This is a genomic window from Streptomyces afghaniensis, assembly GCF_044327915.1.
GTDB classification, from domain to species: domain Bacteria; phylum Actinomycetota; class Actinomycetes; order Streptomycetales; family Streptomycetaceae; genus Streptomyces; species Streptomyces afghaniensis.
The window spans coordinates 639,471-652,952 of the sequence record NZ_JBIRGJ010000002.1; the positions used below are offsets into that span (position 1 = coordinate 639,471).

The window sequence follows — 13,482 nt, forward strand, 5'->3', positions numbered from 1 at the left end:
GGCCGGGAACTCCTTCACAGATGGCGGCGTCGGGTGGAGACGTGCCGTTCGTACAGCTCACGTGCCTTGACCGCGGACGGCCGTGTCGCGGTCTCGGCCACGGGTACATCCCACCAGGCCTGCGCGGGAGGCGCGCCCGACACTGTGTCTGCCGTTTGGGTCTCCACGTAGACACATGTGGGAGTGTCGGCGGCCCGGGCCTCGGCGAGCGCCGCCTCGAGGTCCCGCACGGTCTTCGCGCGCAGCACGCGCATGCCCAGGCTGGCCGCGTTGGCGGCGAGGTCCACCGGCAGCGGCGGCCCCGTGTACGTGCCGTCCTCGGACGGGAAGCGGTAGGCGGTGCCGAACCGCTCGCCGCCCACCGACTCGGACAGTCCGCCGATGGACGCGTAGCCGTGGTTCTGGATGATCAGGACCTTGATCGCGATGCCCTCCTGCACGGCCGTCACGATCTCCGTCGGCATCATCAGATACGTGCCGTCGCCGACCAGTGCCCACACGGGACGGTCGGGGGCGGCCATCTTCACGCCGATGGCGGCCGGGATCTCGTAGCCCATGCAGGAGTAGCCGTACTCCAGGTGGTACTGGTCGTACGAGCGGGTCCGCCACAGTTTGTGCAGGTCGCCGGGGAGGGAACCGGCGGCGTTGATGAGGATGTCCGACTCGTCGACGAGGGCGTCCAGGACGCCGAGGACCTGCGGCTGGGTCGGACGGGTGTCCGGCTCGTCCACCTCGTAGCAGGCGTCGACGCGCTGCTCCCAGCGCTCCTTGTCCTCGGTGTACTCGGTGGCGTACAGCGGCGCGACCCGGTGGCCGTGCATCTCCAGCCGCTCGGTCAGCTCCTCCAGGCCGGTGCGGGCGTCCGCGATCAGGGGCAGCCCGGCGAGCTTGTGGCCGTCGAAGGAGGCGATGTTGAGGTTGAGGAACCGGACGTTCTCGCCGGTGAAGAGGGTGCCGGAGGCGGTGGTGAAGTCGGTGTAGCGGGTGCCGACGCCGATCACCAGGTCGGCGGTGCGGGCGAGTTCGTCCGCGGTGGCCGTGCCGGTGTGGCCGATGCCGCCGACGTCCTGGGGGTGGTCGTGGCGCAGGGAGCCCTTGCCGGCCTGGGTGGAGGCGACCGGGATGCCGGTGGTCTCGGCGAACTCGGCGAGGGCCTCCTCGGCGCGGCTGTGGTGGACGCCGCCGCCCGCGACGACCAGGGGCCTCTTCGCCGCGCGGATGACCCGTACCGCCTCGGCGAGCTCCGCCGGGTCGGCGCCGGGCCGCCGTACGGTCCAGACGCGCTCCGCGAAGAACTCGTCGGGCCAGTCGTACGCCTCGGCCTGCACGTCCTGGGGCAGCGCGAGGGTGACGGCGCCGGTCTCGACGGGGTCGGTGAGCACGCGCATCGCGTTCAGCGCCGACGGGATCAGGGTCTCCGGGCGCGTGATCCGGTCGAAGTACCTCGACACCGGGCGCAGGCAGTCGTTGACCGACACGTCGCCCGCGTACGGCACCTCGAGCTGCTGGAGGACCGGGTCGGCGGGGCGGGTCGCGAACACGTCGCCGGGCAGGAGCAGCACCGGCAGGTGGTTGATGGTCGCCAGGGCGGCGCCGGTGACGAGGTTGGTGGCGCCCGGGCCGATGGAGGTCGTGACCGCGTGCGTGGACAGGCGGCCCGACTGGCGCGCGTAACCGACCGCGGCGTGCACCATGGCCTGTTCGTTGCGGCCCTGGTGGTACGGCATCGCGTCGGTGTGCTCCAGGAGCGCCTGGCCGATGCCGGCGACGTTGCCGTGGCCGAAGATGCCCCAGGTGGCGCCGATGAGCCGCTGCCGTACGCCGTCGCGTTCGGTGTACTGGGCGGACAGGAAGCGTACGAGCGCCTGAGCGACCGTCAGCCTCGTCGTCGAGGTCATCGGTTTTCCCCTCCCTATGGATGGTCACGGGTACGCAGTGGCCGCCGCGGGTGTTCACCACCGGGCATGAACACGCAGGCCTCCGGCACGGCACGACGAGGCCGCGTGCGCCTCGTGTGGGGGACCTCCGGCGCGGGGCCGTAGCGGGCGGGGAGTTGTCGCTCGCACTTCGCTCCTGCCAAAGCAAAGCGGCCTCCCGCGCCGGAGGCGATCTGGGCCCGGGCGTCGGGGACGCCCGGGAGGGGCGGCACGATCCGCACGCGGGTCGTGGTGCCCTGGGGGATGTACGGCTCACTGCTCATGAAGCGGCCCTCACAGCAGTCCTACGGCGGTGTCCACGGCGGCGGCCACGTCGCCGTCCGCCGGGTACAGCAGCGAACGGCCGACCACCAGCCCGCGCACGGTGGGCAGTTGGAGAGCGCCGCGCCACTTCTCGTACGCCCCGGCTTGCTCCTCGGCGGAGCCCCCCACCTCACCGCCCAGCAGTACGGCGGGCAGCGTGGAGGCGGCCATGACCTCGGCCATGTCGTCGGGGTTGTCGGTGACCGGCACCTTCAGCCAGGTGTAGGCGGAGCTGCCGCCCAGTCCCGAGGCGATGGCGATCGACCGGGTGACGGCCTCGGCGGACAGGTCGTTGCGCAGCCGGCCCGTCTCGTCGCGGCGGGAGATGAACGGCTCGACGAAGACGGGGAGCCGGCGGGCCGCCATGTCGTCGATGGCGCGGGCGGTGGACTCCAGGGTGGTGAGGGAGCCCGGGTCGTCGTAGTCGATGCGCAGGAGCAGCTTGCCCGCGTCGAAGCCGAGGCGCTCGATGTCCTCGGGGCGGTGGCCGGTGAAGCGGTCGTCGAGTTCGAAGCGCGCGCCCTGGAGGCCGCCGCGGTTCATCGAGCCCAGGACGACCTTGCCGTCGAGGGCGCCGAGCAGGAGCAGGTCGTCGAGGATGTCGGCGGTGGCGAGGACGCCGTCCACGCCCGGGCGGGACAGGGCGAGGCAGAGGCGTTCGAGGAGGTCGGCGCGGTCGGCCATGGCCATGCTGCGGCCGCCGACGCCGAGGGCGCCGCGGGCCGGGTGGTCGGCGGCGACGATCATCAGCCGGCCGTTGTCGTTCAGCAGGGGCCGGCGGGGGCGGCGGGCGGCGGCCTCGGCGATCGCCTCCGGGCGGTGGCTGCGGAGGCGGACGAGTTCGGAGACGTCGACGGTCACTTGACGGCCCCCGCGGTGACGGCCGCCTCGATCTCGTCCGCAGTGGGCATCGCGGAGGAGCACTCCAGGCGGGAGGCGACGATGGCGCCGGCGGCGTTGGCGTGCCGCATGGTCTTCTCCAGGTCCCAGCCGGCCAGGAGGCCGTGGACGAGACAGCCGCCGAAGGCGTCGCCGGCTCCGAGGCCGTTGAGGACGTTCACGGGCAGCGGCGGGACCTCGGCGGTGACGCCGTCGCGGTGGACGGCGAGGACGCCCTTCGGGCCCTGTTTGACGACGGCCAGTTCGACACCGGCGTCCAGGAGGGCCCGGGCGGCGGCGTGGGGCTCGCGCACGCCGGTGGCGACCTCCACCTCGTCGAGGTTGCCGACGGCGACGGTGGTGTGGCGCAGGGCCTCCTCGTAGAAGGGGCGGGCCGCGTCGGGGTCGGTCCAGAACATCGGGCGCCAGTCGAGGTCGAAGACCGTCGTGCCGGACTTGGCGCGGTGGGCGAGCGCCGCGAGGGTCGCCGTACGGCTCGGTTCCTCGCTCAGGCCCGTGCCCGTGACCCAGAAGACGCGGGCGTCCCGGATGGCGTCCAGGTCGAGCTCGTGGGCGTCGATCTCCAGGTCGGGGGCCTTGGGCTGCCGGTAGAAGTACAGCGGGAAGTCGTCCGGCGGGAAGACCTCGCAGAAGGTGACCGGGGTGGGCAGGCCGGTGACCGGGGTGACCCAGCGGTCGTCCACGCCGAAGCCCCGCAGGGCTTCGTGCAGGTAGGTGCCGAAGGGGTCGTCGCCGGTGCGGGTGATCACCGCGGTGTGCCGTCCCAGGCGGGCCGCGGCGACCGCGACGTTCGTGGCCGAGCCGCCGAGGAACTTGCCGAAGGACGTGACCTGCGGCAGCGGAACACCCGTCTGGAGCGGATACAGATCCACTCCGATGCGCCCCATGGTGATCAGGTCGTACGCCATCGGCTTCCCCTTGGTGTCGGCTCTCCCCGGCTTTGTAGTCCCCTTCCCGAAGCCCTGTCAATGTTTTGTCCGGACATTCGGACCAGATCATGACAGCGCTTTCCGGTCCGTGTGCAGGTGTCCGCTGTGTGTGCCCCGTCGTTCTTCAGTCTTCGCCTGATGCCGCGTCAAGGCACCCCGCCGGAGCTTGGACGGCGCGTTTGCCCCGGCTGTGTCACAAACGCACCCTTCCTGTCACGGGTGTCCCGTGTACGCGGACCTTCCGTCACACCCGTGCACAGGCCCTGCCCTGTGTCACCGAGCGTCGTTGACCGGACACAGGCTCGTTGATCGCCAGCGCAGCGCCCGGCTCCCCCGGACGGCCGTCCCCGGCCGCCGCCGTGGTGCGCGCGGGGAGGTGCACGTCATGACCGACCGAAGGCTCTGGTCCTACAAGGAGATCGCGGCACACATCCGGGTGCAGCCGGACACCGTGCGGTCCTACCGCAAGCACGGTCTGCTGCCCCCGCCCGACCATGTCGAGAACGGCAAGCCCTACTGGTACGCCGACACGGTCCGGGCCTGGGTGGCATCCCGGCCCGCCAACCGCGGCCGAAGAGCCGACTGACCTCCCGGCCCCGTGCCCCACCGTCGCGTGGGGCACAGGTGTCTCCGGGGGAGTGTCAACGCCACGGCTCGATGACCGTCGCGCCCGCCGGTGGCGCCGTCCCCATCGCCGCCAGGGCGGGCGGGGCCTCGTCGAGGGGGATCGTGGAGGTCACCAGCAGGTCGGGGCGCAGGACTCCGCTGCGGACCAGCTCCAGCATCGGCGGGTAGCCGTGCGCGGCCATGCCGTGGCTGCCGAGGAGTTCCAGCTCCAGGGCTATCGCGCGGGCCATCGGCACGGGTGTCGTACCGGCCGGCGAGGGCAGCAGGCCGACCTGGATGTGCCGGCCGCGACGGCGCAGGCCGTTCACTGAGGCGGCGCAGGTGGCGGGGGAACCGAGGGCGTCGAGGGAGAGATGGGCACCGCCGCCGGTGAGGTCACGGACCGCCGCCGCCGCATCCGGCACGGCCGACGCGTCCAGGCAGTGCGCCGCCCCGAACTTCCGGGCCAGGTCCAGCGCCCGGGGCGACACGTCGACGGCCACGACCCGGGCGCCCGACGCCGCCGCGATCATCACCGCGGAGAGGCCGACCCCGCCGCACCCGTGCACCGCGACCCACTCCCCCGCCGCGACCCGGCCCTGCCGCACCACCGCCCGGTACGCCGTGGCGAACCGGCAGCCGAGGGAGGCCGCCGTCGCGAAGGACAGCTCCCCGGGAAGGGCCACGAGGTTGACGTCGGCGTGGTCCAGGGCCACGTACTGGGCGAAGGAGCCCCAGTGTGAGAAGCCGGGCTGGGTCTGCCGCTCGCACACCTGGTGGTCGCCGGCCGCACAGGACGGGCAGGTGCCGCAGGCGCAGATGAAGGGCACGGTGACCCGGTCTCCGGGCCTCCAGCGGGTGACCCGGTCGCCCACCGCCTCGACGACCCCGGCGAGTTCATGCCCGGGCACGTGCGGCAGCGCGATGTCCGGGTCGTGGCCCTGCCAGCCGTGCCAGTCGCTGCGGCACAGCCCCGTGGCCTCGACCCGCACGACGACCCCGTGCTCCGCGGGCTCCGGATCGGCGACGTCCCGCACCTCGGCCGGCTCCCCGTACCGCTCGAACACCACGGCCCGCATGGTCTACCCGCCTTCCTTTCGCGTCCGGGGTCGCCGGGTGTCCCGTCGCCCCCGGGCAGTCAGTGCCTCGGCGAACGCTAGCCCGTGCGGCCGGTGCTTCAGCGCGGGTTCCGACCGCCAGGACGATGCCCAGGCCGAGCATCTTGTGTGTGTTGAGCACGACCGCCTGGACCGGTATGCACAGGTGATACCCCCTAGGGGTACAGTGGAAGATATGCGGACCTCAGAGGTCCCCATCGCCCCACATGCCTCGACGAGGAGTAACGACATGACCGCCCAGACCGACACCACGGGCCCCGTCACCGCCGTCTACAAGGTGAGCGGCATGAGCTGCGGACACTGCGAGGGCGCCGTCTCCGGCGAGATCTCCCAGATCTCCGGCGTCAGTTCGGTGACGGCCGTCGCCTCGACCGGCGAGGTCACCGTCGTCTCCGCCACCCCGCTCGACGACGAGGCCGTACGCGCGGCCGTCGACGAGGCCGGTTTCGAGCTCGCCGGGAAGGCCTGAGCCAGGTCGGTCGGCAAGGCCTGGAGCCGGTCCGGCCGGGAAGGTCTGGAGCCGGTTCGGCCGCGAAGGCCTAAAGCCGGTTCGGCCCTAACGGCCAGAGCCGTCGGCCGGAAAGGCCGGAGCCGGTCGGCCGGAAGGGCCGGAGCCGGTTCAGCCGAAGGCCTAAAGCCGGTTCGGCCGGAAGGGCCGGAGCCGGTTCGGCCCCGAAGGCCTAAAGCCGGTCGGCCGGAAGGACCAGAGCCGGTTCGGCCGCGAAGGCCTAAAGCCCGTCGGCCGGAAGAACCCGAGCCGGTTCAACCGCGAAGACCCGGAGCCGACCGGCCAGAAGGGCCCGAGCCGGTTTCCAGAGACCGAGACGCACAGGCCTGGGACACCCCGGGCCTGGCACTCGTACCGACGTACGGGCCGTACGCCGCCGCCCCCGGCCCGTACGGCCCGTCCCGCTTCCCGGGCGCCCCGCATCTCCTGGAGTACGGACATGACCAGCACCACCGCCAAGGCACCGGCCGACCGCGAACCGGCGCTCGCCGAGGTCGAGCTGCTCATCGGCGGGATGACCTGCGCCTCCTGCGCGGCCCGCGTCGAGAAGAAGCTCAGCCGCATGGACGGCGTCACCGCCACGGTGAACTACGCGACGGAGAAGGCCCGCGTCACCTACCCCGCGGGCACCGAGGTCGCCGACCTGATCGCGACCGTGGTGAAGACCGGGTACACCGCCGAGGAGCCCGCGCCCGCGCGCGAGGAGGAGCCCGGGCCGGAGGGCACGCACGCCGCCGGGGAGGACCCCGAGCTGTCGGCCCTCCGTCGGCGCCTCGTCGTCTCCGCCGCCCTCGCCGTGCCCGTCGTGCTGCCGGCGATGGTCCCGGCGCTCCAGTTCGACAACTGGCAGTGGCTCTCGCTCACCCTCGCCGCACCGGTCGTCGTCTGGTGCGGGCTGCCGTTCCACCGGGCGGCCTGGACGAACGCCCGGCACGGCGCCGCCACCATGGACACGCTGGTCTCCCTCGGCACGCTGGCCGCGTTCGGCTGGTCCCTGTGGGCCCTGTTCCTCGGCGACGCGGGCATGCCCGGCATGCGGCACCCCTTCGAACTCACGGTCTCGCGCGGTGCCGGCGCCTCCTCGATCTACCTGGAGGTCGCCTCCGGCGTCACGGCCTTCATCCTGCTGGGCCGCTACCTGGAGGCCCGGTCCAAGCGCCGTGCGGGCGCGGCCCTGAAGGCGCTGATGGAACTGGGCGCCAAGGAAGTGGCCGTACTGCGGGACGGGCGCGAGGTGCGGATCCCGGCGCAGCGGCTGGCCGTCGGCGACCGGTTCGTCGTACGGCCCGGCGAGAAGATCGCCACCGACGGCACGGTCGTCGAGGGCGCCTCGGCGGTGGACGCCTCGATGCTGACCGGCGAGTCGGTGCCGGTGGACGTGACGGCCGGGGACGCGGTCACCGGCGCGACGGTCAACGTGGGCGGTCGGCTCGTCGTCGAGGCCACCCGGATCGGCGCCGACACCCGGCTCGCGCGGATGGCGAAGCTGGTGGAGGACGCGCAGAACGGCAAGGCAGAGGTACAGCGGCTCGCCGACCGGATCGCCGGGGTCTTCGTGCCGGTGGTCCTGCTGATCGCCGCCGCCACGGCCGGGGCGTGGCTCGGGCTGACCGGCGACGGCGTCGCCGCGTTCACCGCAGCCGTCGCCGTCCTGATCATCGCCTGTCCATGCGCGCTGGGCCTGGCCACGCCGACCGCGCTGATGGTCGGCACGGGCCGTGGCGCCCAGCTCGGCATCCTCATCAAGGGCCCGGAGGTCCTGGAGTCCACGCGCCGGATCGACACGGTCGTCCTGGACAAGACCGGCACGGTCACCACGGGCCGCATGACCCTCCAGGAGGTCCATGTCGCCGAGGGCGCCGACGAGAAGGAGGTGCTGCGGCTCACGGGCGCCGTGGAGCACGCATCCGAGCACCCCGTGGCCCGGGCGATCGCGCTGGGCGCCGCGGAGAGGGCCGGACAGCTCCCGGACGCCGAGAGCTTCGAGAACGTCCCCGGGCGGGGCGTGCGGGGGCGTGTGGAGGGCCGTGAGGTCGCCGTGGGGCGGCTCTTCGACGACGTACCGCCGGAGCTGGCCCGCGCGCGGGACGAGGCCGAGCGGGCCGGCCGTACGGCCGTCCTGGCCGGCTGGGACGGGACGGCGCGGGCCGTGCTGGCCGTGGCGGACGCGGTCAAGGAGACCAGCGCGGAGGCGGTGCGCGAGCTGCGCGCGCTGGGCCTCACGCCGGTGCTGCTGACCGGGGACAACCGGGCGGTGGCCGAAGCGGTGGCCGAGGCCGTCGGGATCGACCGGGTGATCGCGGAGGTCCTGCCCGAGGAGAAGGTCGACGCCGTACGGCGGCTGCAGGCCGAGGGGCGGGTCGTCGCCATGGTGGGCGACGGCGTCAACGACGCGGCCGCGCTCGCCACCGCCGATCTGGGCCTGGCCATGGGCACCGGCACGGACGCGGCGATCGAGGCGGGCGATCTGACGCTGGTGCGGGGCGATCTGCGGGTGGCCGCGGACGCGATCCGGCTGTCCCGCCGGACGCTGGCCACGATCAAGGGGAACCTCGTCTGGGCCTTCGGCTACAACGTGGCCGCGCTGCCGCTGGCCGCCGCGGGACTGCTGAACCCGATGATCGCCGGGGCCGCGATGGCCTTCTCGTCGGTCTTCGTCGTCACGAACAGCCTTCGGCTCCGGACATTCCGGTGAAGTCACCCGAATTCGCCCTAAGTTCGCGGCGAACGTGATATGAGCCCCTCTGGAGTCCCAGGCCCGGCTCACATAAGCTCTTCACAAGGCTCGCGCATCATCCTTACGCTTGAGCCCCGGGCGGCATATCCGGGCTCTTGCGTATCTACCGGACATATGCAAGAGACGCAGATCACAGTGATGTGAACGTAACCATCGAAGGGGTTCGAAGGTCTAAGTTGACGATGTCAGGGAGCGTCTTGGGGGGCGTCACCTGGCATCTGGAGATGTCTTGGGGGACTTCTCCAGAGATGCGTTGCCGGGGCACGTACACCGGGAAGCTTTGAGCGGCCCTCCCGGTCGTGCGTTGTCCCGGCAGACCGCACACAGCAGTACGGCGAGTTTTGCTCGTTCTGCTCAACAGCGATTCAGGCGCTGTCCTCACAGACGCCCGGCCGGATCCCGTGGGGGGAATCCGTACCGGGACTGGGAAGGCGCCCTGGTCGTCGGCCCGTGGGGGGACCGGCGACAGGGCGCCTTCTTTTCTGCTTCTCGGACCCTTTTTCTGCTTCTCGGACCCTTTTCTGCTTCCCGGCCCCTTTTTTCTGCTTCTCTGCCCCTGGGGCCTGCTCACCCCGCACCTACGCAAGAGCCCCCGCAGCCGCACGAGTGCGGATACGGGGGCCGAGCGGTGGTACTGCGCCTCAGCGCTCCTCGACGGGCACGAAGTCGCGCTCGACGACGCCCGTGTAGATCTGGCGCGGGCGGCCGATGCGGGAGCCCGGCTCCTTGATCATCTCGTGCCACTGGGCGATCCAGCCCGGCAGCCGGCCGAGGGCGAACAGAACCGTGAACATCTCGGTCGGGAAGCCCATGGCCCGGTAGATCAGGCCGGTGTAGAAGTCCACGTTCGGGTAGAGGCTGCGCGAGACGAAGTAGTCGTCGGAGAGCGCGTGCTCCTCCAGCTTCAGCGCGATGTCCAGCAGCTCGTCGGACTTGCCGAGGGCGGACAGCACGTCGTGCGCGGCGGCCTTGATGATCTTGGCGCGGGGGTCGAAGTTCTTGTAGACCCGGTGGCCGAAGCCCATCAGGCGGACGCCGTCCTCCTTGTTCTTCACCTTGCGGATGAAGGAGTCGACGTCGCCGCCGGAGTCGCGGATGCCCTCCAGCATCTCCAGCACGGACTGGTTGGCGCCACCGTGCAGCGGGCCCCACAGGGCGTTGATGCCGGCGGAGATCGAGGCGAACATGTTCGCCTGCGAGGAACCGACCAGCCGGACCGTGGAGGTCGAACAGTTCTGCTCGTGGTCCGCGTGCAGGATCAGCAGCTTGTCGAGCGCGGAGACCACGGTCGGGTCCAGCTCGTACTCCTGCGCCGGGACCGAGAAGGTCATGCGGAGGAAGTTCTCGACGTAGCCCAGGTCGTTGCGCGGGTAGACGAACGGGTGGCCGATCGACTTCTTGTACGCGTACGCCGCGATCGTCGGGAGCTTGGCGAGCAGGCGGATCGTGGAGAGGTTGCGCTGACGCTCGTCGAACGGGTTGTGGCTGTCCTGGTAGAACGTGGACAGCGCCGAGACGACCGAGGACAGCATGGCCATCGGATGGGCATCGCGCGGGAAGCCCTTGTAGAAGTTCTTGACGTCCTCGTGCAGCAGGGTGTGCTGCGTGATGTCGTTCTTGAACGTCGAGAGCTCGTCGACGGTCGGCAGCTCGCCGTTGATCAGCAGGTAGGCGACCTCCAGGAAGGTGGAGCGCTCGGCCAGCTGCTCGATCGGGTAGCCGCGGTACCGCAGGATGCCCGCTTCGCCGTCCAGGTAGGTAATGGCGGATTTGTAGGCGGCGGTATTGCCGTAACCGCTGTCCAGCGTCACCAGACCGGTCTGGGCGCGGAGCTTGCCGATGTCGAAGCCCTTGTCACCGACGGTGCTGTCGATCACCGGGTAGGTGTACTCGCCGTCGCCGTACCGCAATACTACAGAGTTGTCGCTCACGTCATCCCTCACCGACGTTGTGCCTCTTCTTCGAGGTGCCCTGACTGTCTCTACCATCCCCCACTCGGCTCAGGAGAGTGCACTCGGGGTCGACCATCGGGCCTATAGGCGGCACTGAGTGCCGCCAACTTCCTCATCCTGCCCCCTGTGTTCCCCTTCTGGAAGTGCTCTGTGACCTTCACGACTCATTTGATCGATCATTTTTCTGCGAACCGAGCCGGAAGTCGAGTGCCGTGCACCGGCGGCCCGCGGAAACGGAGCGCACCGCCTGGCCGATCGCCCTGCGCGAACCGACGAGGACGACCAGCTGTTTGGCCCGGGTGACCGCCGTGTACAGCAGGTTCCGCTGGAGCATCATCCAGGCGCCCATGGTGACCGGGATGACGACCGCCGGGTACTCGCTGCCCTGGGAGCGGTGGATGGTCACGGCATAGGCGTGAGCCAGCTCGTCGAGCTCGTCGAACTCGTACGGAACCTCCTCGTCCTCGTCCGTCAGCACCGTCAGGCGCTGGTCGACCGGGTCGAGCGAGGTGACCACACCGACGGTGCCGTTGAAGACGCCGTTCTTGCCCTTCTCGTAATTGTTGCGAATCTGGGTGACCTTGTCGCCGACACGGAACACCCGTCCGCCGAATCTCTTCTCGGACAGGTCGGGACGGCCGGGGGTGATGGCCTGCTGGAGCAGGCCGTTGAGGGTGCCCGCGCCGGCCGGGCCCCGGTGCATGGGGGCGAGGACCTGCACGTCCCGGCGGGGGTCCAGCCCGAACTTGGCCGGGATCCGCCGCGCCGCCACGTCCACCGTGAGCCGCCCCGCCTCCTCCGTGTCGTCCTCGACGAAGAGGAAGAAGTCCTTCATGCCGTCGGTGAGCGGGTGTTGGCCGGCGTTGATCCGGTGCGCGTTCGTCACCACGCCCGACTGCTGGGCCTGCCGGAACACCCGGGTGAGGCGGACGGCGGGGATCGGGCTCCCGTCGGCCAGGAGGTCGCGCAGCACCTCGCCCGCGCCGACGCTGGGCAGCTGGTCCACGTCCCCGACGAACAGCAGATGGGCTCCCGGCGGGACCGCCTTCACCAGCTTGTTGGCGAGAAGCAGGTCCAGCATGGACGCCTCGTCGACCACCACCAGGTCGGCGTCCAGCGGGCGGTCCCGGTCGTAGGCCGCGTCGCCGCCGGGCTTCAGCTCCAGCAGGCGGTGGACCGTGGAGGCCTCGGCGCCGGTGAGCTCGGACAGGCGCTTGGCGGCCCGGCCGGTCGGGGCGGCGAGCACGACCTTCGCCTTCTTGGCGCGGGCCAGCTCCACGATGGAGCGGACCGTGAAGGACTTGCCGCAGCCGGGGCCGCCGGTGAGGACGGCGACCTTCTCGGTCAGCGCGAGTTTGACGGCGGCCTCCTGCTCGGGGGCGAGGTCGGCGCCGGTGCGCGTTCTCAGCCAGCCGAGGGCCTTGTCCCAGGTCACCGCCCGGAAGCCCGGCATCCGGTCCTGCTCGGTGCGCAGGAGGCGCAGCAGCTGGGCGGAGAGGGAGAGTTCGGCGCGGTGGAACGGGACGAGGTAGACGGCGGTGACCGGCTCCGAGCCGCCGTCGGGACCGGGAACCTTCTCCCGTACGACCCCGGGGTCGCCGCCGTCCTCGGGGACCTCGGCCAGCTCCGCGAGGCACTCGATGACGAGCCCGGTGTCGACCTGGAGCAGCTTCACCGCGTCCGCGATCAGCCGCTCCTCCGGGAGGTAGCAGTTGCCCTGGTCGGTGGCCTGCGACAGCGCGTACTGCAGGCCCGCCTTGACGCGCTCCGGACTGTCGTGCGGGATGCCGACGGACTGGGCGATCTTGTCGGCGGTGAGGAAGCCGATGCCCCAGACGTCGGCGGCGAGGCGGTAGGGCTGGTTCTTCACGACGGAGATGGAGGCGTCGCCGTACTTCTTGTAGATCCGCACGGCGATGGACGTGGACACCTCGACGGTCTGGAGGAAGAGCATGACCTCCTTGATGGCTTTCTGTTCCTCCCAGGCGTCGGCGATCTTCTTCGTCCGCTTGGGCCCGAGGCCCGGGACCTCGATGAGCCGCTTGGGCTCCTCCTCGATGATCTGGAGGGTGTCCAGGCCGAAGTGCTGCGTGATGCGGTCGGCGAAGACCGGGCCGATGCCCTTGACCAGGCCGGAGCCGAGGTAGCGGCGGATGCCCTGGACGGTGGCCGGCAGGACGGTCGTGTAGTTCTCCACGTGGAACTGCTTGCCGTACTGGGGATGCGAGCCCCAGCGGCCCTCCATGCGCAGGGACTCCCCGACCTGGGCACCGAGCAGCGCGCCCACGACCGTGAGCAGGTCGCCGCCGCCTCTGCCGGTGTCGACCCGGGCGACCGTGTAGCCGTTCTCCTCGTTGGCGTACGTGATCCGCTCGAGAACGCCTTCGAGCACGGCGAGCCGCCGTTCTCCGGCGGGGGTTCCCGTCTGGTTGGGCATGATCCGACCGTACCGCCGGGGGGTGACAGCCGGAGTGGGCGGTGGGGGCGTGGGT

At 71.1% G+C, this 13,482-nt stretch carries 9 protein-coding genes and 1 pseudogene; 3 read left to right on the forward strand and 7 right to left on the reverse strand.

Annotated elements, in window-relative coordinates:
• Nucleotides 1-14: 14 nt before the first annotated feature.
• From iolD to iolC, 4 genes and pseudogenes are all read right to left on the reverse strand, one after another.
• Nucleotides 15-1,898: a 3D-(3,5/4)-trihydroxycyclohexane-1,2-dione acylhydrolase (decyclizing) gene (iolD, locus tag ACH4G3_RS09085; RefSeq protein ID WP_397623854.1), complete on the reverse strand. Its 1,884-nt coding sequence runs from the start codon at nucleotides 1,896-1,898 to the stop codon at nucleotides 15-17.
• A gap of 119 nt (nucleotides 1,899-2,017) precedes the next feature.
• Nucleotides 2,018-2,125: pseudogene (locus ACH4G3_RS09090) on the reverse strand (5-deoxy-glucuronate isomerase); the annotation flags it as partial.
• 85 nt (nucleotides 2,126-2,210) lie between these two features.
• On the reverse strand, nucleotides 2,211-3,101 hold the full coding sequence (locus tag ACH4G3_RS09095; protein ID WP_397623855.1) for a Cgl0159 family (beta/alpha)8-fold protein: 891 nt from the start codon (nucleotides 3,099-3,101) through the stop codon (nucleotides 2,211-2,213).
• Nucleotides 3,098-4,048: a 5-dehydro-2-deoxygluconokinase gene (iolC, locus tag ACH4G3_RS09100; RefSeq protein WP_397623856.1), complete on the reverse strand. Its 951-nt coding sequence runs from the start codon at nucleotides 4,046-4,048 to the stop codon at nucleotides 3,098-3,100. The genes ACH4G3_RS09095 and iolC overlap by 4 nt, the downstream gene beginning before the upstream one ends.
• 406 nt (nucleotides 4,049-4,454) lie before the next feature.
• On the opposite strand from iolC, the gene ACH4G3_RS09105 reads away from it, so the two are divergent.
• Nucleotides 4,455-4,655, forward strand: coding sequence for a helix-turn-helix transcriptional regulator (locus ACH4G3_RS09105; protein WP_397623857.1), 201 nt, complete (start codon nucleotides 4,455-4,457; stop codon nucleotides 4,653-4,655).
• Nucleotides 4,656-4,710: 55 nt separating this feature from the next.
• On the opposite strand, the gene ACH4G3_RS09110 is transcribed toward ACH4G3_RS09105, so the two are convergent.
• Entirely contained in the window at nucleotides 4,711-5,754 is a 1,044-nt protein-coding gene (locus ACH4G3_RS09110) for a zinc-dependent alcohol dehydrogenase family protein (RefSeq protein ID WP_397623858.1), read from the reverse strand.
• 268 nt (nucleotides 5,755-6,022) lie between these two features.
• On the opposite strand from ACH4G3_RS09110, the gene ACH4G3_RS09115 reads away from it, so the two are divergent.
• Both ACH4G3_RS09115 and ACH4G3_RS09120 read left to right on the forward strand, forming a co-directional pair.
• Nucleotides 6,023-6,262, forward strand: coding sequence for a heavy-metal-associated domain-containing protein (locus ACH4G3_RS09115; RefSeq protein WP_397623859.1), 240 nt, complete (start codon nucleotides 6,023-6,025; stop codon nucleotides 6,260-6,262).
• Between the two features lie 478 nt (nucleotides 6,263-6,740).
• Entirely contained in the window at nucleotides 6,741-8,996 is a 2,256-nt protein-coding gene (locus tag ACH4G3_RS09120) for a heavy metal translocating P-type ATPase (protein ID WP_397623860.1), read from the forward strand.
• Between the two features lie 683 nt (nucleotides 8,997-9,679).
• Here ACH4G3_RS09120 and ACH4G3_RS09125 read toward each other — a convergent pair.
• Complete coding sequence (locus tag ACH4G3_RS09125) at nucleotides 9,680-10,969, reverse strand: citrate synthase (RefSeq protein WP_059415773.1); 1,290 nt, start codon at nucleotides 10,967-10,969, stop codon at nucleotides 9,680-9,682.
• Nucleotides 10,970-11,147: 178 nt separating this feature from the next.
• The gene (gene recD2 / locus ACH4G3_RS09130; RefSeq protein WP_397623861.1) at nucleotides 11,148-13,427 is read right to left on the reverse strand and encodes an SF1B family DNA helicase RecD2; all 2,280 of its coding nucleotides are present in this window, start codon (nucleotides 13,425-13,427) and stop codon (nucleotides 11,148-11,150) included.
• Nucleotides 13,428-13,482 lie beyond the last annotated feature (55 nt).

Coding starts and splice junctions, on each gene's coding strand:
- recD2 (WP_397623861.1), bottom strand. CDS start 13,427: ATGCCCAACCAGACGGGAACCCCCGCCGGAGAACGGCGGCTCGCCGTG.
- ACH4G3_RS09120 (WP_397623860.1), top strand. CDS start 6,741: ATGACCAGCACCACCGCCAAGGCACCGGCCGACCGCGAACCGGCGCTC.
- ACH4G3_RS09115 (WP_397623859.1), top strand. CDS start 6,023: ATGACCGCCCAGACCGACACCACGGGCCCCGTCACCGCCGTCTACAAG.
- iolD (WP_397623854.1), bottom strand. CDS start 1,898: ATGACCTCGACGACGAGGCTGACGGTCGCTCAGGCGCTCGTACGCTTC.
- ACH4G3_RS09105 (WP_397623857.1), top strand. CDS start 4,455: ATGACCGACCGAAGGCTCTGGTCCTACAAGGAGATCGCGGCACACATC.
- iolC (WP_397623856.1), bottom strand. CDS start 4,048: ATGGCGTACGACCTGATCACCATGGGGCGCATCGGAGTGGATCTGTAT.
- ACH4G3_RS09110 (WP_397623858.1), bottom strand. CDS start 5,754: ATGCGGGCCGTGGTGTTCGAGCGGTACGGGGAGCCGGCCGAGGTGCGG.